The sequence below is a fragment of the Curtobacterium sp. PsM8 genome (genome assembly GCF_030433875.1).
Lineage (GTDB): Bacteria > Actinomycetota > Actinomycetes > Actinomycetales > Microbacteriaceae > Curtobacterium.
The window spans coordinates 1-19,754 of record NZ_JARUXD010000046.1 but is presented as its reverse complement, the minus strand read 5'-3'; the positions used below and the strand labels follow the sequence as shown (position 1 = coordinate 19,754).

Annotated in this window: 15 protein-coding genes and 1 tRNA gene; 11 read left to right on the top strand and 5 right to left on the bottom strand. The window is 71.6% G+C overall.

Translation table 11 applies throughout. From position 1 onward, the window contains the following. Positions 1-59 precede the first annotated feature (59 nt). Both rplJ and rplL read left to right on the top strand, forming a co-directional pair. Positions 60-575, top strand: a complete 516-nt coding sequence (rplJ, locus tag QCD68_RS11610; RefSeq protein ID WP_110824615.1) for a 50S ribosomal protein L10 — start codon at positions 60-62, stop codon at positions 573-575. A gap of 51 nt (positions 576-626) precedes the next feature. Next, positions 627-1,010 carry a 50S ribosomal protein L7/L12 gene (rplL, locus tag QCD68_RS11605; protein WP_111074334.1) on the top strand — a complete coding sequence of 128 codons (384 nt, stop codon included), beginning with the start codon at positions 627-629 and terminating at the stop codon, positions 1,008-1,010. 171 nt (positions 1,011-1,181) lie between these two features. On the opposite strand, the gene QCD68_RS11600 is transcribed toward rplL, so the two are convergent. Together QCD68_RS11600 and QCD68_RS11595 are read right to left on the bottom strand one after the other, a co-directional pair. After that, positions 1,182-1,925, bottom strand: a complete 744-nt coding sequence (locus QCD68_RS11600; protein WP_301223120.1) for a hypothetical protein — start codon at positions 1,923-1,925, stop codon at positions 1,182-1,184. 361 nt (positions 1,926-2,286) lie between these two features. Further along, complete coding sequence (locus tag QCD68_RS11595; RefSeq protein WP_301223119.1) at positions 2,287-3,699, bottom strand: amino acid permease; 1,413 nt, start codon at positions 3,697-3,699, stop codon at positions 2,287-2,289. 210 nt (positions 3,700-3,909) lie between these two features. On the opposite strand from QCD68_RS11595, the gene QCD68_RS11590 reads away from it, so the two are divergent. From QCD68_RS11590 to QCD68_RS11570, 5 genes are all read left to right on the top strand, one after another. After that, complete coding sequence (locus tag QCD68_RS11590; protein ID WP_301223128.1) at positions 3,910-5,808, top strand: ABC transporter ATP-binding protein; 1,899 nt, start codon at positions 3,910-3,912, stop codon at positions 5,806-5,808. A 173-nt stretch (positions 5,809-5,981) separates the two neighbouring features. Next, positions 5,982-7,346, top strand: coding sequence for a cystathionine beta-synthase (locus QCD68_RS11585; RefSeq protein WP_301223118.1), 1,365 nt, complete (start codon positions 5,982-5,984; stop codon positions 7,344-7,346). Between the two features lie 136 nt (positions 7,347-7,482). After that, positions 7,483-8,628, top strand: a complete 1,146-nt coding sequence (locus QCD68_RS11580; RefSeq protein ID WP_301223117.1) for a cystathionine gamma-synthase — start codon at positions 7,483-7,485, stop codon at positions 8,626-8,628. A gap of 135 nt (positions 8,629-8,763) precedes the next feature. Continuing rightward, positions 8,764-10,149 (top strand): MFS transporter, encoded by a 1,386-nt coding sequence (locus QCD68_RS11575; RefSeq protein WP_301223116.1) that lies wholly within the window; start codon positions 8,764-8,766, stop codon positions 10,147-10,149. Positions 10,150-10,178: 29 nt separating this feature from the next. Beyond that, positions 10,179-10,754 (top strand): substrate-binding domain-containing protein, encoded by a 576-nt coding sequence (locus QCD68_RS11570; protein WP_301223115.1) that lies wholly within the window; start codon positions 10,179-10,181, stop codon positions 10,752-10,754. A gap of 18 nt (positions 10,755-10,772) precedes the next feature. On the opposite strand, the gene QCD68_RS11565 is transcribed toward QCD68_RS11570, so the two are convergent. Next, positions 10,773-11,354, bottom strand: coding sequence for a TetR/AcrR family transcriptional regulator (locus QCD68_RS11565; protein ID WP_221849725.1), 582 nt, complete (start codon positions 11,352-11,354; stop codon positions 10,773-10,775). 294 nt (positions 11,355-11,648) lie between these two features. Here QCD68_RS11565 and QCD68_RS11560 point away from each other — a divergent pair, with 294 nt between their 5' ends. Both QCD68_RS11560 and QCD68_RS11555 read left to right on the top strand, forming a co-directional pair. After that, entirely contained in the window at positions 11,649-12,905 is a 1,257-nt protein-coding gene (locus QCD68_RS11560; protein WP_253463725.1) for a multidrug effflux MFS transporter, read from the top strand. Between the two features lie 66 nt (positions 12,906-12,971). Then, on the top strand, positions 12,972-15,011 hold the full coding sequence (locus QCD68_RS11555) for a helicase HerA-like domain-containing protein (RefSeq protein ID WP_301223114.1): 2,040 nt from the start codon (positions 12,972-12,974) through the stop codon (positions 15,009-15,011). 41 nt (positions 15,012-15,052) lie between these two features. Here QCD68_RS11555 and QCD68_RS11550 read toward each other — a convergent pair whose 3' ends face one another. Continuing rightward, positions 15,053-15,694 carry a hypothetical protein gene (locus QCD68_RS11550; protein WP_301223113.1) on the bottom strand — a complete coding sequence of 214 codons (642 nt, stop codon included), beginning with the start codon at positions 15,692-15,694 and terminating at the stop codon, positions 15,053-15,055. Between the two features lie 354 nt (positions 15,695-16,048). Continuing rightward, positions 16,049-16,133 (bottom strand) — tRNA-Ser (locus QCD68_RS11545). A gap of 130 nt (positions 16,134-16,263) precedes the next feature. Here QCD68_RS11545 and pta point away from each other — a divergent pair. Both pta and QCD68_RS11535 read left to right on the top strand, forming a co-directional pair. Further along, positions 16,264-18,417: a phosphate acetyltransferase gene (gene pta, locus QCD68_RS11540; protein WP_301223112.1), complete on the top strand. Its 2,154-nt coding sequence runs from the start codon at positions 16,264-16,266 to the stop codon at positions 18,415-18,417. After that, positions 18,414-19,610 (top strand): acetate/propionate family kinase, encoded by a 1,197-nt coding sequence (locus tag QCD68_RS11535; RefSeq protein WP_301223111.1) that lies wholly within the window; start codon positions 18,414-18,416, stop codon positions 19,608-19,610. Before pta ends, QCD68_RS11535 begins: the two co-directional genes overlap by 4 nt. Positions 19,611-19,754: the final 144 nt, after the last annotated feature.

Genomic DNA, 19,754 nt, shown 5'->3' with positions numbered 1-19,754 from the left:
GGTTGTGTTCACCACAGCCATGGGACCCGGGGCTGCCAGCAAGAACCCCAAGGAGAACCATGGCGAACAAGGAAGCTGCGGTCGCCGAGCTCACGGAGTCCTTCCGTAGCTCGAACGCCGTTCTGCTCACCGAGTACCGCGGTCTCACGGTCGCGCAGCTCAAGGAGCTCCGCAACTCGATCCGTGAGCACGCCACGTACGCCGTGGTGAAGAACACGCTGACCAAGATCGCGGCCAACGAAGCAGGCATCACGTCGTTCGACGACGAGCTCGCTGGTCCGTCCGCTCTCGCCTTCGTCCACGGTGACACCGTCGCCGTCGCGAAGTCGCTGCGTGCATTCGCCAAGGCGAACCCCGAGCTCGTGGTGAAGGGCGGTTACTTCGACGGTAACCCGCTCACCGCGACCGAGGTGGACAAGCTCGCCGACCTCGAGTCCCGCGAAGTGCTGCTCGGCAAGCTCGCCGGCGCCTTCAAGGCCTCGCTGTTCGGTGCTGCGTACCTGTTCCAGGCACCCCTCTCGCAGGCCGTCCGCACGGTGGACGCCCTCCGCGAGAAGCAGGAGTCCGCGGCCTGACCAGGCACGCGTTCCACAACCACATCACGTACTGAGTAGTAGGAGAAAATCATGGCGAAGCTTTCGCAGGACGAGCTCATCGAGGCCTTCAAGGAGCTCACGCTCATCGAGCTCTCTGACTTCGTGAAGAAGTTCGAAGAGGTCTTCGAGGTCACCGCTGCCGCCCCCGTCGCCGCTGCTGCGGTCGGTGGCGCTGCTGCCCCCGCCGAGGAGGTCGAGGAGAAGACCGAGTTCGACGTCGTGCTCAAGTCGGCCGGTGACAAGAAGATCCAGGTCATCAAGGAGGTCCGCAGCCTCACGTCGCTCGGCCTGGGCGAGGCCAAGGCGCTCGTCGAGACCGCCGACGCCAAGGTGCTCGAGGGCGCCAACAAGGAGACCGCCGACAAGGCCAAGGCTTCGCTCGAGGCCGCCGGCGCCACCGTCGAGCTCGTCTGAGTCTGACCTTCTGGTCACGAAGGCCGCTGCCCCTCGGGGCGGCGGCCTTCGTCGTGTGCGGGGCGGGCGCTGTCGGCGTGCGGGCGCCGAGCCTCGGCTGGGCGGACACTTTGCGCCTACCGCTTGCCGCAAGATGTCCGCGGAGCCGAGGCTCGGCGCTGCTGCTCCGGCTCAGACGCGGACGCCGTGCTGTCGGAGGAGCGCGCGGAGTCGCTCGGGTTCGGCGAGGTGCCACCAGGTGACGCGGATCACCGTGCGGACTTCCGGCAGGGCGCGGAGTTGGTCCTCGCGGATCTTCTCCTGCCAGAGGACCTGCGCTGCATCCCGGCCCGCGAGCATCGTGGGGTCGACGTACTTCTGCTGCCCGTCGAACTCGAGGACGACACCGAGCGACGAGATCCAGAAGTCAACCCGTCGGATGGTCCCGTCCGGCAACCGGAACTCGTACTGCGGTTCGACCAGACCGATGCCGAGCTCGACCAAGCGGATTGCGGTGTAGGACTCGCCGACTGACTCGTGACGTGCATCGAGAGCGGTCACGACGAGTTGGGCCTGACGCGATCCGCGGGCTGGCGGGTCGGGGAGTGCGAGCTGGAGGGGCGCCGGATCGACGGACGCGCTGCGGACGCCACCGTCGATCGCCACTGCGGCGGTACTCGGCTCACACGTCGTCGCGACCAACACCGCTGTCGCGAGCGGACTGGTCACGCGCACGCCACGGAACTGGTGCGTCAGGTCGATCGGTACGGCATCCTGTGGCGCATGGCGGACGACCCCGAGTCGATGGGTCACCGATGTCGCATCGAGGTCGACCACGTGGACCCGATCGGGCGCCGGACCGATCAACGGCCAGCCGTGCAGGATCGCGGCGGTGATGTGCGAGAACGCGTGTCCGGGACCGAGTTCCGGGGCCAATGCGCGCGCGATGGTCCGATGCTGTGACGACGGGGAGAGGCCGACCCATTCGGCACTTGCAACGTACGTTCCCGGGCGGATGCGCGTCAGCTTCCCCGCTGCGCACTGTCGGCGAAGGGTCCTGGCCCCCGACGGATCGGTCGGAACGGCGCGGAGCAGGGTCGGCTCGGTGATCTCCATGGAACCGAGGCTCGCTCTGCCGGACGCGGAGCGGGCCTCCTGGTCGGTTCCGGTGCACTGACGCCGTTCTCCACAGCAGCCAGTGCGCAAGCGAGGCTCGCCCCAGCGGACATTTTGCGTGTTCCGGCCGCCGCAGAGTGTCCGCCCAGCCGAGGCTCGGCGGGCGGCGGCGGCGGGCGCGCTACGCGAGCGTGCTGTGGCGGCGGCCGTAGGCCACGTAGAGCACCGCGCCGGCGACCATCCAGATGCCGAACGCGATCCACGTGCCCGCGCCGAGCGTCACCGCCAGGAACAGGCAGAACAGCACGCCGAGGACCGGCACGACGGGGAAGAACGGCACCCGGTACGACCGTTCCAGGTCCGGCTGCGTGCGCCGGAGCACGATCACCGAGATGTTCACCAGTGCGAACGCGATGAGCGTGCCGATGCTCGTCGCGTCCGCGAGCTCGCCGAGGGGGACGAGCGCCGAGACGATCGTGACCACGATGCCGACGATGAGGGTGTTCGCGATCGGGGTCCCGGTACGCGGCGACACCCGCCCGAACACCTTCGGCACGAGACCGTCGCGCGCCATCGTGAGCAGGATCCGGGTCTGGCCGTAGAGCACGGTGAGGACGACACTGGCGATCGCGATCACCGCACCGATCGAGAACACGAGCGCGACGACGGGCTGCCCGGTGACGTCGACGACGATGCGGACGAGCGAGGCCTCGTCGGCGGAGAAGGACGTCCACGACCGCGCACCGATGGCCGCGACGGCGACCAGGATGTACAGCGCGGTGATGAGCGCGATCGACCCGATGATGGCGCGCGGCAGGTCACGGCGCGGGTTCTTGGCCTCTTCGCCGGCGGTGGACGCAGCGTCGAAACCGATGTACGAGAAGAAGAGCCGGGAGGCCGCAGCACTCACACCGGCGGCACCCATCGGCGCCAGCGGCTCGAAGTTCCCGACCCGGAACGCCGAGAACGCCACGATGACGAAGAACACGAGCAACGCGATCTTCACGAGCACCATGAGCGTGTTCACCCAGGCGCTCTCTTTCGCCCCCGGCAGCAGGACCAGCATCGCGACGAGGACGAGCGCGGCCGCCGGCAGGTTCACGAGACCACCGTCACCGGGAGGCGCGGACAGCGCCGTCGGCAGGTGCAGCCCGAAGACCCGCAGCGTCTCGTCGACGTACTGGCTGGCACCGACGGCCACGGCAGCGACCGACACCGCGTACTCGAGGACGAGACACCACCCGCAGACCCAGGCGATGCCCTCGCCCATCGTCGCGTAGGTGTACGAGTAGCTCGATCCCGACGTCGGGACTGCGCCGGCCATCTCGGCGTAGGAGAGTGCGGAGAGCAGCGCGGCGACGCCCGCGAGGACGAACGAGATCCAGACGGCTGGGCCGGCGAGCGGCACGGCGGTACCGAGGACGACCAGGATGCCGGTGCCGAGGGTCGCGCCGACGCTGATCATCGTCAGGTGCCAGACGCCCAGGGTCCGGCGGAGCGGCTGTCCGTCGACCCCGGCCGCCGCCTCGGCTCGGAGCTGGTCCACGGGCTTCCGCCGGAGGAGCTGGTGGGCGAGTGACGGCGCGGACGACATGGGACCTCACGGGGGCACGGGCGGGGGACGGGCCATCGTCCCACGGCCCTCGGACGGGGTCCAAACCGGTCGCGTCCACTCCTGCACACGGGAGGCACGGATCACCTCCGTCCACAGCCCTCGGCGAACGCGTCGGGCCGGGTCGGTGCGCGGGCGTACATTCATGCGAGGACGACGCCGCGAGGCGTGGAGAGGGTGTCGATGAGTCAGATGGGCTCCGTCGCCGGTGGCGGCGGGATGCGTGGTGGTGGGCCCGGCGGCGGCCACGGCCGCAGCCGGATCTCGAGCGGAGACCCGGACGCGCAGCGTGCCGCGAACGCGGAAGCGCCCCAGATCCCGCACCTGCTCCGTCGCATCGCCGGGCTCTTCGTCCCGCACCGTCGCTCGATCGGGCTGACGGTCGTCCTCGTCCTCATCGGGGCAGCGGTGTCGGTGGTCCCGCCGCTCCTGACCCAGCAGGCGTTCGACCGCGGTCTGTTCCCGCCCGGCGGGCGCCCCGACGTGCCGGTGCTCGCCGTGCTCGTCGGCGCCATGATCGGGCTCTGGATCCTCAGCGCCGGCATCGGTGTCTGGCAGACCTACCTGACCGCGACGGTCGGCAACAAGGTCATGGGTGCCATGCGGATGCGGCTGTTCGGACACCTGCAGCGGATGGAGCTCGCGTTCTTCACCCGGACCAAGACCGGCGTGATCCAGAGCCGGTTGCAGAACGACGTCGGCGGTGTCGCCAGCGTGCTGAACAACACGATCTCGTCCGTGCTCGGCAACACGGTGACCGTCATCGCGGCGGTCGTCGCGATGCTGCTGCTCAGCTGGCAGATGACCCTCGTGGCCGTCGTACTCCTGCCGTTGCTCGTCATCGCGCAGCGCAAGGTCGGCAAGGTCCGCGCCCGGATCGCCGCCCAGACACAGGAGTCGCTGTCGGACATGACGGCGATCACGCAGGAGACCCTGAGCGTGTCGGGGATCCTGCTCGCGAAGAGCTTCAACCAGCAGCGCAGCGAGATCCACCGCTACGGCGACGAGAACCGCAACCAGATCGGCCTGCAGGTCCGCCAGCAGATGTCCGGCCAGTGGTTCTTCGCCATCGTGCAGATCTTCCTGTCGATCATCCCCGCGGTGATCTACCTGGTGGCGGCGTACCTGATCGAAGGCGGCGTCCCGATCACCGCCGGCACGATCGTCGCGTTCACGACCGTGCAGTCCCGGCTGCTGTTCCCGACGGTCGGGCTGCTCCGGGTCGTGCTCGACCTGCAGACCTCCGGGGCGCTGTTCGCCCGCATCTTCGAGTACTTCGACCTCAAGCCGGCCATCACGGACTCTGCCACCGCGAAGCCGGTCGACGAACGCCGCGTCGGGCACGTGGCGTTCGACGACGTCTCCTTCGCCTACCCGGACGGCGAGCCGGACAAGCCGACCCTGCGGGGCGTCTCGTTCGAGTTGCAGCCGGGGCAGTTCGCGGCGTTCGTCGGCCCCTCGGGTGCGGGCAAGACGACCATCTCGTACCTGGTGCCACGGCTCTACGAGGCGACGGCGGGCTCCGTGCGGTTCGCCGGACAGGACGTGCGCGACCTCATTCACGAGGACCTGATGGCGCACATCGGCATCGTGAGCCAGGAGACGTACCTGTTCCACTCGTCGATCGGCGACAACCTGCGGTACGCCAAGCCCGACGCGACCGACGCCGAGCTCGAACGGGCGGCACGGGCGGCGAACATCCACGAGACCATCGCGTCGTTCCCGGACGGGTACGACACCATCGTGGGGGAGCGGGGCTACCGGCTCTCCGGCGGTGAGAAGCAGCGGATCGCGATCGCCCGGGTGCTGCTCAAGGACCCGCCCGTCCTGGTGCTCGACGAGGCGACGAGTGCGCTCGACTCGATCTCGGAGCGCGTCGTGCAGGCGGCGCTCGACACCGCCGCACGCGGGCGGACGACGATCTCGATCGCGCACCGGTTGTCGACGATCCGCGACGCCGACGTGATCTTCGTCCTCGACCACGGGCAGATCACCGAGCAGGGGACGCACGACGAACTCCTGGCCCGCGGCGGGACGTACGCGACGCTGCACGAACAGCAGAGCGACCCGGTGGTCTCGGGCTTGGTCTGACGTCGGACCGACCCGGTGGTCTCGGGCCGGGCCGGGCCGGGCACCGGCCGACGCGGGGTCTCGGTCGGGTCGACGACGGGGCTCGGGGACCGGGCGACGGGTGCTCCCGGGGAGCCCCGAAACCGGACGACGCACTCCGTGGACAGCGGGGGTGCGCCGCCTAGACTCGATGGGTGCGTTACGCGAACTCCGTCGTCGACCTGGTCGGCGACACCCCGCTGGTCAAGCTCAACCGTGTCACCGAGGGCATCCGGGCGACCGTCCTGGTCAAAGTCGAGTACCTGAACCCGGGCGGCTCGTCGAAGGACCGCATCGCGACGCGGATCCTCGACGCGGCCGAGGCCTCCGGCGACCTCCGCCCCGGCGGCACCATCGTCGAACCGACCTCGGGCAACACCGGCGTCGGACTCGCGCTCGTCGCCCAGCAGCGCGGCTACCGCTGCGTGTTCGTGCTGCCGGACAAGGTCGGCGAGGACAAGCGGAACGTCCTCACCGCGTACGGTGCCGAGATCGTCGTCACCCCGACCGCCGTCGCACCGGATGACCCGGAGTCCTACTACTCGGTGTCCGACCGGCTGGTGCGCGAGATCCCCGGCGCGTACAAGCCGAACCAGTACGCCAACCCGAACGGCCCGCGCAGCCACTACGAGACGACCGGCCCCGAGATCTGGCGGGACACCGAGGGACAGCTGACCCACTTCGTCGCAGGCGTCGGCACGGGCGGCACGATCTCCGGCACCGGGCGCTTCCTGAAGGAGGCGTCCGAGGGGCGCGTCCGGATCGTCGGCGCCGACCCGGAAGGCTCCGTCTACTCGGGCGGCACCGGTCGCCCCTACCTGGTCGAGGGTGTCGGCGAGGACTTCTGGCCGGCCGCCTACGACGCCGGGGTCCCGGACGAGATCATCGCCGTCTCCGACGCCGAGTCGTTCGCGATGACCCGCCGCCTCGCGCGTGAAGAGGGTCTACTCGTCGGCGGGTCGAGCGGGATGGCCGTGGTCGCCGCGCTCCGTGCGGCCGAGTCCCTGTCCGAGGACGACGTCGTCGTCGTCCTGCTGCCCGACGGTGGCCGTGGCTACCTCGGCAAGATCTTCAACGACCGGTGGATGCGCTCGTACGGCTTCGCCGAGTCCGACGACGAACGCTCCGTCGGGGACCTCATCGCGGGCAAGGACGGCCGCCTGCCCGACCTCGTGCACGCCCACCCGTCGGACACCATCCGCGACGTCATCGACATCATGACGAAGTACGGCGTCTCGCAGATGCCGGTCCTCAGCGCAGAACCGCCCGTCGTGATGGGCGAGGTCGTCGGTGCCGTGGAGGAGAAGGCCCTGCTCGGCCACGTCTTCACCGGTGCCGCGGGGATGGCCGACGCGCTGACACCGTTCGTCGGGGACCCGCTGCCGCTGATCGGCATCGGCGAGTCCCTGGCCGCGGCCCGGAAGGCCCTCGAGGGTGCCGACGCGCTGCTCGTCGTGAACGACGGCAAGCCGGTCACGGTCCTCACCCGGCACGACCTCCTCACCTACCTCTCCGAGTGACGCCGGCCCGGCAGCACGCGGCCCAGCCGATGCCGGCCCAGCCGACGTCCGCGCACCGGCACGCGACGCGGCCGACGCCCGCCGCGACCCGACCCACCCAGACCGCACCGAGCCTCCCGGAAGGGGCACCCGCGACATGACCGAGTTCAGCACCCGCGCCATCCACGCCGGCCAGGAGCCGGACGGCCCCACCGGCGCCGTCATCCCGCCGCTCTACCTGACCTCCACCTACGTGCAGGACGGCATCGGCGGCCTGCGCGGCGGCTACGAGTACTCGCGGTCCGGCAACCCGACGCGGGACTCGTTGCAGACGCTCCTCGCTGACCTCGACGGAGGTGTCGCGGCGTACTCGTTCTCGTCCGGCCTGGCGGGGGAGGACGCCCTGCTCCGCGCCTACCTGGAGCCCGGCGCCCGCATCGTGATGGGCAACGACGTCTACGGCGGCACCCACCGCCTGGCGAACCGCCTGCACGTGCCGTGGGGGATCGACCTCGTCACGGTGGAGATGAGCGACCCCGACCGGGTCCGTGCCGCACTCGCCGACAGCCCGGCGAAGACCGTGCTGTGGGTCGAGACCCCGACGAACCCGCTGATGAAGATCGCCGACATCGAGACCCTCGCCGCGATCGGGCACGAGGCAGGCGCGCTGGTCGTCGTCGACAACACCTTCGCCTCGCCGGCCCTGCAGCAGCCGATCGCCCTCGGCGCTGACGTCGTCGTGTACTCGACGACCAAGTACCTCGGCGGCCACTCGGACGTCGTCGGCGGCGCCGTGGTCCTCCATGACCAGGAGCTCGCCGAGAAGGTCGCGTTCGTGCAGTTCGGCGGCGGCGCGATCTCGTCGCCCTTCGACGCGTGGCTGACGATCCGCGGGATCAAGACCCTCAGCGTCCGGATGGAGCGACACTCCGCGAACGCGCAGACCGTCGCCGAGGCGCTCCTCGCCCACCCCGCGGTCGAGCACGTCTACTACCCGGGTCTGCCGGAGCACCCGGGGCACGACGTCGCGGCGAAGCAGATGCGCGGCTTCGGCGGCATGCTGTCGGTGGCGCTCGCCGGGGGTCCCGAGGCGGCGAAGCGGTTCGCCGAGTCGACCGAGCTGTTCGCCCTGGCCGAGTCGCTCGGCGGGGTGGAGTCGCTCATCGGGTACCCGAGCGAGATGACGCACGCCTCGGTCAAGGGCACCGAGCTCGCCGTCCCGGAGAACGTCGTCCGCCTGTCGGTCGGCATCGAGGACGCCGGCGACCTCGTCGCGGACGTGCAGCAGGCACTCGAGCGCTGAGCGGTCGCCGACCGCGGACGGACCCGGGCCCAGGCAGGCCGGGCCCAGGCAGGCCGGGCCGAGGCGGGCCGGGCCGGGCCTGGGCGGACAGGGCCGCCCGCGCCGGGTCCGGCTCGACCGTCCTACGATGAACCGGTGACCTCCACGACGGCGACGCGGCCGAGCCTCTTCGAGCCCCGCCACCTCGTCGCCACCGTGGGCATGGTCGCGATCGTGGCGGTCTCGGCGTTCCAGAACCTGGCAATGACGACGATCATGCCGGTCATCGCCGCCGACCTGCACGGTGAGGCGCTGTACTCGCTGAGCTTCGCCGCACCCCTGGCTGCCGGCGTGCCGGGCATGGTGCTGGCGGGCAACTGGACGGACCGTGCGGGTGGTCGTGTCGTCGCGTGGGTGTCCGCGGCCCTGTTCGCGGTCGGTACCGCGATCGTGATGCTCGCCCCGACCATGCCGGTGTTCCTGGCCGGACGACTGGTCGAGGGGTTCGGCGCCGGCGCGATCGACGTCGTCCTCTACGTGCTGGTCGCGCGGGTCTTCCCCGCCGAGCTGCACGGTGCGGTGTTCGCCGGGTTCGCCGCCGCGTGGGTCGTGCCGGCACTGATCGGTCCGGCGCTCGCGGGCATCGTCACCGATGCGTTCGGCTGGCACTGGGTGTTCGCGGGTGCGCTCGGCATCGCGGTGGTCGCGTTCGCGTGCCTGGTCCCGACGCTCCGCCGTCTGCACGCACCCGCCCTGGAGGCACGCCCGCCCTGGCAGGGCAGCCGCATCGGGTGGTCGGTCGGCGCCGCCGCAGCGGTGCTGCTGCTCAACCTCGCCCCGGACCTGCCTGTGCCGGTCCGGGTCGCCTCGGTCGTCGTCGGGCTCGTCGGCGCGTGGGCTGCGCTCCGCCCGCTGCTGCCGCGACGGACCTTCACCGGCGGGCCGGGCCTGCCGTCGGTGGTCTTGCTCCGCGGTGTCCTGGCCGCGGGGTTCTTCGGCAGCGAGGCGTACGTGCCGTTCCTGCTGCAGGCCCAGCACGGGCTGAGCGCCTCGGCCGCCGGGCTCGCCCTGACCGTGGCGGCACTGAGCTGGGCGTCGGCGAGCTGGGCGCACGGCCGGCTCGGCGAGGACCGGTTGCCCGCGGCCCGGGCGTTCGCCGTGGGGCTCGGGCTGGTCCTGGTGAGCCTGCTGTCGGCACTCGCGGTGGCCTTCGTCGGCCTGCCCGCCTGGGTGCTCGTCGCCGGGTGGTTCGTCGGCGGCGCGGGGATGGGCGTCGCCTACCCGCGGACGTCGATGCTGACGCTCCGGTTCTCGCGCGAGGGCGACGACGGCTTCGCGAGCTCCGCCCTGACGATCGCGGACGCCTCGGGCAGCGTCGTCGGCCTCGCGGTCGCCGGGCTGCTGTTCACGGCCGCGGGCGGCCGGGAGGAGCCGGTCGCCTTCACGCTGGTGTTCGTGGCGATGACGCTGATCGCCCTCGTGGGGCTCATCGCCGTCCGCCGACTCGGAGCGGTCCCGCCCCCGCCGGTGTCGGACGGGTAGCCTGGCAGACCCCGGAACGAGGAGGAACCGTGCGCCGCACCGCAGTCGCCGTCCTGACCGCCGCCCTCGCGGCGACGACGGTCGTGCTCGCCGGCTGCACCGGCACCACCACGGCCGCACCCACCCCGGTCCGGAGCACCGACCTGACCAGTTCCGACGGCGGCTTCGCCGAGAACGCGGTGATCGGTGTCGTGCTGACCGAGGACGCGGGGACCCCGAGCGACTCAGGTGACGGGCGCTCCCTGGCCACCCGGTTCCGTGAGGACCTGACCGAGGCCGGGTTCCGCCCGGACATCCGCGTCGCCACCGGCGATCAGCCCGCGCGGCAGCGTTCGGCGGTCCGCGACCTGGTCCGGACCGGTGCGAAGGCCCTGCTCGTCCGTGCGGCGGATGCGTCGACGCTCCGCACCGAGCTCCGGACCGCGCACGACGCCGGGGTCGTGGTGGTCGCGCTCGACGAGGCGCTGCCGTCCTCCGGCGGCGGGAACGACGGACTGTCGTCGGACTACCGCGTGGACGGCGGCGACTCGGACGCGCAGCTGGTCAGTCGGGCTGTCGACACGGTGACGAGCCTGCAGCGCGGCGAGGAGCCGACGAAGCAGTAGCAGGCGCGGAGGGGCTGGTCAGCTCCACCAGGCCGGGAACGACCGGGTGATCGTCTCGACCAGTGCCTTGCGGGACCGACGGGGGCCACCGAGCCAGGCCTCGATCGCGCCGACGAAGCCCTGAGCCACGAAGCCCGCCGCGACCTCGTCGATGAGCTCCGGCTTCACGGCGGGGTCGAGCTCCTGGATGTGCATCGTGCTCGACACCGTGAAGTGGTCGACGAGCAGGCGGTGCAGCGAGGCGTCCGCCGGGTCGGGGAGGGCGAGCGCGTAGATCTCGCGGTGTGCGGTGACGTGGTCGACGACGGCGTTGATGCCCCGCCGGGTGATGGCGGCGAGGTCGTCCGGGCTGGCACCCCGCTCGACGGCCACCCGGCGGGCCTCGGCGTCGTCCGCACGGATCCGGTCGAGTTCGGGCGTCAGGACGTCGGCCAGCAACGAGCCGGGGGAGACCGCATGCGAGTAGAACGTCGCGCGGTTGATGCCGGCGGCACGGGTGACGTCGGCGACCGTGATCTCGGAGACCGGACGGTCGGCGGCGAGGCGCAGGACGGCTTCGCGGAGTGCGGCCGTCGTGTGCAGGATCCGAGCGTCGACCATGACGCTCCTCCCATCTCGATCGGTCCCGCGACGAGCGCGGGTCGGGAGTCCGACGGTACCGCACCGGCCGGCCCGGCCACACGTCCGCCGCACCGGCATCGAGGACGGTGGTCGTGCCTCCCGTCCGTGCCCCGGCGGAAGCGGCGACCGGGCGGGGCACGATCGAGCCGTGGAGCGCGGACCGTCCCGCCCGACGGTTGTCGCCCGTCCGGGGCAACCCGTACCATGGTGGAACGGACCGAATCGATTCGAGCGGCCGATCCCATTCTCTCGTCCCCTTCGGAGGATCCCCTCGTGTCCGCGCCCGCGACCACCGGTCCCCACAAGACCATCCTGCATCCCGGCGACTCCCTCACCCGTGGTCAGCGTCTGGTCTACGTCTTCGTGCTCGGAGCGCTCACGGCGCTCGGGCCGTTCACCATCGACCTGTACCTGCCGGCGTTCCCGTCGCTCGAGCGCGACCTCGGCATCTCCGAGGGTGCCGTCCAGCTCACCCTGACGGCGACCACCATCGGCTTCGCGATCGGCCAGCTGCTCGTCGGACCGTGGAGCGACAAGGTCGGACGCCGACTGCCCCTCATCATCGCGACCAGCGTGCACGTCGTGGCGTCGATCTGCGCCGCCCTCGCGCCGAACGTCGAGGTGCTGGCCGTGTTCCGCGTGCTGCAGGGCATGGGCGCCGCGGCCGGTGGTGTGGTCGCGATGGCGACCGTCCGTGACCTGTTCGGCGGCAAGCCCCTCGTCCGGATGCTGTCGCGTCTGGCGATGGTGAACGGCCTGGCGCCGATCCTCGCGCCGCTGATCGGGTCGCAGATGCTGCGGTTCGTCTCGTGGCGCGGGATCTTCGTTTTCCTCGCCTGCTACGGAACCGCCGTCGTGATCGCGTCGATCCTGCTCATCGTCGAGACCCTCCCGAAGGAGCGACGCCAGGAGTCCGGGCACTCCACCATCGGGCAGCGGTACAAGGCGCTGTTCTCGGACCGGATCTTCGTCGGCGTCGCCCTGATCGGCGCGATGGTCTTCAGCGGCTTGTTCTCGTACCTCAGCGCCTCGCCGTTCCTGTTCCAGGGCGTGTTCGGGCTCGATCCACAGCAGTACGGGTTGCTCTTCGCGGTGAACTCCGTCGGTGTGGTCCTCGGAGTGCAGATCTCGTCGCGGCTGGCGCAGCGGGTCGGTCCGCAGTGGATCCTGGTCGGCTCGACGGCGACCCTGTTCCTCGCCGCCCTGGCGATCGTGGTCCTCGACCAGCTCGGTGCCGGGCTGGTCGGCGTGCTCATCCCGCTGTGGTTCTACATCGCCGCCTGCGGGTTCTCGTTCCCGCTCGTGCAGGTGATCGGACTCGCCTCGCACGGCAAGGAGGCCGGTACCGCCGCCTCGCTCCTCGGTGCCCTGAACTTCGGCGTCGCCGGGCTCATCTCACCGGTCGTCGGACTGCTCGGCATCTCGACCGCCACCCCGATGGCGCTCGTGATGGGCTGCACGGCAGCCGTCGCGATCCTGGTCCTGTGGGTCGTCGTGCGGCCCCGGACCGTCCCGGCACTGACGCACTGACCGGGTTCTCCACAGGTCCGCCGTCCGGCCGGACGGCGGGACCGGCGCGTCCCTAGGCTGTGCCGCATGGACGACGACGCGGTGGAGCAGGCACGGGCAGCGGCGGCGGCTGCGCGGGCCGCAGCGGACGAAGCGGTGCGGCTGGCAGAGGACGCGGCGCGACGGGCGGACGAGCTCGCGGCCGCGGTGCGAGCCGGGGCGGAGGCTCCGGTCGCGTCGGGTGCGAAGGCTCCGGTGGCGTCCGGTGCGGAGGCTCCGGTCACGTCCGGTGCGCAGCCGGCGGACGTGCAGGCGGTCGCGCCGGCGTCCGAGTCGACCGACACGGCGGCTCCGCTCGCTCCCGCTCCCGCGTCCGCGGCGCCGCCCGCTCCCGCGTCCGCGGCGCCGCTCGACGCCGACGCGGTCGCCCTTGTCCGGCAGGGGTACCAGGTCACGGGCAGCGTGCTCGAACTCGGCGCGCTGGTGAACGGCGACGCGCTCCCCGACGTGCAGATCCGCATCCCGCTCGGCATGCTCAACCGGCACGGCCTGGTGGCCGGCGCGACGGGCACCGGCAAGACCCGCACCCTGCAGCTGCTCGCCGAACAGATCGCCGCCGCCGGGGTGCCGGTCTTCGCGGCCGACGTGAAGGGCGACCTGTCCGGCCTCGGGCTGCCCGGCACACCGAACGACCGTCTGCTCGACCGGACGACGGGGATCGGCCAGGACTGGTCGCCCGCCGCGGTGCCGGTGGAGCTGTACTCCCTCGGTGGGCAGGGGACCGGGGTTCCGATCCGGGCGACGGTGTCCGGGTTCGGCCCGCTGCTGCTCGCGAAGGTCCTCGGGCTGAACCACACGCAGGAGTCGTCCCTGGGCCTGGTGTTCCACCACGCCGAACGCGCCGGGCTGCCGCTCGTGGACCTCACCGACCTGCGGAGCGTCCTGACCTTCCTGACCAGCCCCGAGGGCAAGGCGGACCTGGCGGAGCTCGGCGGGCTGTCGAAGCAGACCGCGGGCGTCATCCTCCGCGAACTCATCACGTTCGCCGACGCCGGTGCCGACCAGTTCTTCGGCGAGCCGGAGATCGACACCCGGCTGTTCCTCCGGACGGCCGCCGACGGCCCGGGGATCGTCAGCCTGCTCGAGGTGCCGGGCGTGCAGGACCGGCCGCAGGTCTTCTCGACCTTCCTGATGTGGCTGCTCGCCGACCTGTTCAACGAGCTGCCCGAGGTCGGGGACCGCGACCGACCGGAACTCGTGTTCTTCTTCGACGAGGCGCACCTGCTGTTCGACGGCGCCTCGAAGGACTTCCGCGACCAGATCGTCCGCACGGTCCGGCTGATCCGGTCGAAGGGCGTCGGCATCGTCTTCGTCACCCAGAGCCCCGAGGACCTGCCGAGCGAGGTCCTGGCGCAGCTCGGGTCGCGCATCCAGCACCAGCTCCGCGCGCACACCCCCGACGACGCCAAGGCCCTCCGTGCGGCGGTGTCGACGTACCCGACGAGTGACTACGACCTGGCGCAGGTGCTGACCTCCCTGGCGACCGGTGAAGCGATCGTCACGGTGATGGACGAACGAGGCGCACCGACCCCGGTCGCGTGGACCCGGCTCCGGGCACCGCGCGGCTCGATGGACCCGATGCCGGCGGACGTGATGCAGGCGCGCGTCGACGCCTCACCGCTCCTGGCGACCTACGGCACCCGCGTTGACCCGGACTCCGCGCACGAGATGCTCGCCCGCCGACTCGAGGCGGCCGCAGCCCAGGCAGCGGCCGACGACGCGGCCGAGGCCGCTGCAGACGCCGCAGCCGATGCCGAACGTGCGGACGCGAAGGCCCGGGTCGAGGCGTCCCGCCGGGCGGCTGCCGACGCGAAGCGCGAGGCGAAGGAGCGGGCGGCGGCGCAGGCGGAGTACGAGAAGGCGCAGCGGGACATCGAGCGCGCCGACCGAGCTGCAGCGGAACGGAGGTCGCGGTCGTCGTCACGGTCCGGTCGGTCCTCGACCTCGCGGGCGAGCGGCGATCCGCTCAGCGACCTGCTCGGCGGTGCGCTGGGCAGCTCGCTCGGACGGTCGATCGCGAAGGAGGTCGTGCGCGGCGTCTTCTCGACGCTGCGTCGACGCCGGTAGCACGGACATCGGTAGCGCCGACATCGGCGGCGCCGGGACGGTCAGCGGCGCGCGAGCCCCACGGCCTCGGCCACGAGCAGGCCCCCGACGGCGAGCGCGGTCACGCCACCGACCAGCACGTAGGCGCGGGGCCGCTCGTACCAGGCGCGGATGCCGGGCCAGCGCCGGGTGAACTCCCGCGTCGACATCGGCCGGGCCAAGCGTGTGGTGCGGACGTCGAGCGTGTCGACCAGACGGTCGATCCCGTCGTCGCCCCACACCTCGCCGCGCATCCGGAAGAGCGTGGTGCCGTTCGCGTCGAAGGCGACGAGCTCGCGGCTGGTGCGGTCGACCGCGGCGCCGTGCGTGGCGGCGAGCACGACCTCGTGCACCTGGGACCTGGAGAACGACCGTCGCGCGCTGAGGACCCCGCGGATCGCCACCCGGTCGGGGTCGACCGCCACGAAGGACGAGCGCAGGCGCAGGAACGCCACCAGGACGGCGAGGGTGAAGAGCCCGACCACGGCGCCGACGACGAGCCAGGGACCGTTCGGGACGGCCACCCAGACGACGGCGACGGCGATCGGGACGGCCGAGAAGCCGATGCTCAGCGCTGTGGAACGCACGAGGGCAGCGCGTGGTCGGATGACCACGTCTGCGGTGCTGGTGTCGAGCGGTGTCGCTCGCGCCGTCGTTGCCCCCACGGCAGGCCTCCTCGTCCCCGGACTGCGCCGGATCGCCCGACGACCGCCCCGGGAGACGGGGCTCGGTGTGCGAGCGATGATGGCGCCGGGCACGACTCGTGGTCGGCCCGGGACGGCGTCTGTGCCGTCCGATGGTGCCGAGCCCGGCCGGGTCCCTCCGGCGTGCTCGGTCCGGTCAGCATAGGGGAGGAACGGGGCGCCGGACAGGCCGGGTACCGCTTTCCGGAGGGTCCGCAGGAGACGGGGTGCGGACCGGTCCGCAGCCTGGGGGACCAGCGGTGGACGGGCCTCCCGGCTGGGGGAGACCGGAACGACGGAACCCCCGCAGCTGATGCTGCGGGGGTTCCGTTCCTGCGGAGGATGGGGGATTCGAACCCCCGAGGGCTTGCACCCAACACGCTTTCCAAGCGTGCGCCATAGGCCACTAGGCGAATCCTCCGAGCCATCACCTCGCGGTGACGACACCCCATGCTACAGGTCTGCGAGGGTGCTCACGACCACCTGTGCCGGGCCCGGAGTTCACGGGTGCTCCGGAGGTCCGAGCACATGCGAGGTCTACCCTGGGGAAGGTGTCGACCCGCATCTACATCACGTCAGCCGAAGGACACACCGGGAAGAGCACCGTCGCACTCGGCGTGCTCGAGACGCTCGCCCGCACCGTCGGACGCGTCGGCGTCTTCCGACCGGTCGCGCGGTCGGTCGCCGAACCCGACTACGTCCTCGAGCTCCTGCTCCAGCACACCGCCGTCGAGATCCCGTACGACGACGCGGTCGGGGTGACGTACGACGACGTGCACGCGGACCCGGACGCGGCCCTCGCGACGATCCTCACCCGCTTCGGCCAGGTGGAGCGACGCTGCGACGCGGTGGTCGTCCTGGGCTCCGACTACACCGACGTCGGCAGCCCGACGGAGCTCTCCTTCAACGCCAAGGTCGCGGCGAACCTCGGCGCGCCCGTTCTGCTGGTGCTCGGCGGTCGGGACTCGGCCGAGCGCGCGCCCCGGACCGCGGACGACATGGCGCAGGTCGCCGACGTCACCACGAGTGAACTCCGCGCCGAACACGCCCAGCTCCTCGGCGTCGTGGTGAACCGCTCCGACCCGGACGCCCTCGAATCGATCGTCGCGAGCGTCAGCACCGCGGTGCACGACCACCACCCGGACGCCCCCGTGTGGGCGATCCCGGAGGACGCGGTCCTCGTCGCCCCGACCGTCCGTGCCCTGCTGGCCGCGACCGGCGCGACCCTGGTGCGCGGCGACGACGCGCTGCTCGACCGGGAGGCCCTGGGCACCGTGGTCGCCGGCATGAGCATGGAGAACGTCCTGCCGCGGCTCATCGAGGGCGGCATCGTCGTCGTCCCCGGCGACCGCAACGACGTCCTCATCGCGACGCTGCTCGCGAACGAGTCGGAGACGTTCCCGAGCATCGCCGGCGTCATCCTCAACGGCGGCTTCGAGACCGCGCCGCAGATCTCCCGGTTGCTCGAGGGGCTGTCGAGTTCGCTGCCGATCGCCCAGAGCGACCTCGGCACCTACGACACCGCACTCCGCATCACGCAGACGCGCGGGCGGCTCGCGGCCGACTCGCCCCGCAAGGCCGACCTGGCCCTGGCGCTGTTCGAGCGGCACGTCGACGCCGAGGCGCTGCTTGCTCGACTCCAGCTGACGCCGTCCGGGGTGGTGACGCCGCTGATGTTCGAGCACGGGCTGATCGACCGGGCGCGTGAGCACCGCAAGCACATCGTCCTGCCCGAGGGTGACGACGACCGCATCCTCCGCGCGGCGTCGACGCTGCTGCAGCGGCAGGTGTGTGACCTGACGATCCTCGGCGACCCGGCCGCCATCCGCGCACGCGCGACGGAGCTCGGGCTCGACCTGGACGCCGCGCAGCTGCTCTCCCCGTTCGACCCGGAGCTCCGCGAGCGGTTCGCCCAGGAGTACACGGCCCTCCGCGCCCACAAGGGCATGAGCGTCGAGCTCGCCCGCGACACCGTCACCGACGTCTCGTACTTCGGCACGCTCATGGTGCAACTCGGGCTCGCCGACGGCATGGTGTCCGGCGCAAAGCACACCACGGCGCACACCATCCGGCCGTCGTTCGAGATCATCAAGACCCGGCCGGACACCTCCATCGTGTCGAGCGTGTTCCTGATGGCCCTGGCCGACCGCGTCCTGGTCTACGGCGACTGCGCCGTGATCCCGGACCCGACCAGTGAGCAGCTCGCCGACATCGCGATCTCGTCCGCCGAGACCGCGACGCAGTTCGGCATCGAGCCCCGGGTCGCGATGCTCAGCTACTCGACCGGCGACAGTGGGTCGGGTGCGGACGTCGACAAGGTCCGGGCCGGCACCGCCTTCGTCCGCGAGCGTCGTCCGGACCTGCCCGTCGAGGGCCCGATCCAGTACGACGCCGCCGCCGACCCGACGGTCGCGAGCACGAAGATGCCCGGGTCCCCGGTGGCCGGGCAGGCGACCGTGTTCATCTTCCCGGACCTCAACACCGGCAACAACACGTACAAGGCGGTGCAGCGCTCGGCCGGGGCGGTCGCGATCGGACCGGTCCTGCAGGGGCTCCGCAAGCCGATCAACGACCTGTCCCGCGGCGCGCTCGTCAGCGACATCGTGAACACCGTCGCCATCACCGCGATCCAGGCGGGCACGGCAGCGCCGACCGCTCGAACCGAAGCAGCGCCGACCGCTCGAACAGAAAGCGACCCCTCGTGAGTGCAGCCCTCGTCGTCAACTCCGGCTCGAGTTCCTTCAAGTACCAGCTCATCGAACTCGAGGACGAGCGCACGCTCGCGTCCGGACTCGTCGAGCGCATCGGCGAGTCCCGCGGGTCGTGGAAGCACACCAACGCCCTGACGGGCGAGACCTCGTCGAACGACAGCGCCGAGGTCCCCGACCACGCCGCCGGCTTCCAGGCGATGATCGACGCGTTCGGCAAGGTCGGGCCGTCCTTCGACGAGCACCCGCCGGCCGTCGTCGGACACCGCGTGGTGCACGGCGGCACCCGGTTCGACCAGGCCACCGTCGTCACCGATGAGGTCGAGCAGCAGATCGACGACCTGTCGAGCCTCGCGCCGCTGCACAACCCGGCGAACCTCGAGGGCATCCGGGCCGCGAAGCAGGTCTTCTCGGACGTCCCGCACGTCGCCGTGTTCGACACCGCGTTCCACCAGACGATGCCACCGCACGCGTACACGTACGCGATCCCGGCAGACCTCGCCGAGCAGTACCAGATCCGCCGCTACGGCATGCACGGCACGAGCCACAAGTACGTCTCCGAGCAGGCCGCGGTCTTCCTCGACCGGCCGCTCTCAGAGCTGAAGACGATCGTCCTGCACCTCGGCAACGGGGCGTCGGCCGCCGCCGTCGACGGCGGGAAGTCGATCGAGACGTCGATGGGGCTCACCCCCCTCGAGGGCCTCGTGATGGGCACCCGCTCCGGCGACCTCGACCCGGCCGTGCTCATCCACCTGCACCGCGAGGCCGGGCTGTCCTTCGACGAACTCGACACGATGCTCAACAAGCAGTCGGGGCTCCTCGGCCTGACCGGCAGCGGTGACATGCGCGACGTCCAGGACGCCGCGACGAAGGGCGACGAGACGGCGGAGGCGGCGCTCGCCGTGTACCGCCACCGGATCCGCCGCTACGTGGGCGCCTACACCGCCCAGCTCGGCGGGCTCGACGCCGTCGTGTTCACCGCGGGGGTGGGGGAGAACAACGCCCTGCTCCGCCGTCGGGTGCTCGCCGGCCTGGAGCACCTGGGCATCGAGATCGACCCGGACCGCAACGAGCTGCACTCCAAGGAGGCCCGCCGCATCTCGACGGACGCCTCCCGTGTCGCGGTCCTCGTCATCCCGACCGACGAGGAACTCGAGATCGCGCGGCAGTCGGCAGCGGTCGCGCTCTGACCAGCGTCGTTCCGTCGGCCGGCGTCGTGCGCGGCGCGACCCCCTGACGGACGGGGGGGCCCCCCCCCCCCCGGGGGGGGGGCGGCCCGGCCGGAAAACGGGCCGGGCGGGCAAGGGTGGGGGGCGGCGCCCCCGCCCGGGGAG

What these genes read in the sequence shown, in the direction of transcription:
- rplJ (WP_110824615.1), top strand. Translation starts at nt 60, where the DNA reads ATGGCGAACAAGGAAGCTGCGGTCGCCGAGCTCACGGAGTCCTTCCGT.
- rplL (WP_111074334.1), top strand. Translation starts at nt 627, where the DNA reads ATGGCGAAGCTTTCGCAGGACGAGCTCATCGAGGCCTTCAAGGAGCTC.
- QCD68_RS11565 (WP_221849725.1), bottom strand. Translation starts at nt 11,354, where the DNA reads ATGGTCGACGCTCGGATCCTGCACACGACGGCCGCACTCCGCGAAGCC.
- QCD68_RS11595 (WP_301223119.1), bottom strand. Translation starts at nt 3,699, where the DNA reads ATGTCGTCCGCGCCGTCACTCGCCCACCAGCTCCTCCGGCGGAAGCCC.
- QCD68_RS11555 (WP_301223114.1), top strand. Translation starts at nt 12,972, where the DNA reads ATGGACGACGACGCGGTGGAGCAGGCACGGGCAGCGGCGGCGGCTGCG.
- QCD68_RS11580 (WP_301223117.1), top strand. Translation starts at nt 7,483, where the DNA reads ATGACCGAGTTCAGCACCCGCGCCATCCACGCCGGCCAGGAGCCGGAC.
- QCD68_RS11590 (WP_301223128.1), top strand. Translation starts at nt 3,910, where the DNA reads ATGGGCTCCGTCGCCGGTGGCGGCGGGATGCGTGGTGGTGGGCCCGGC.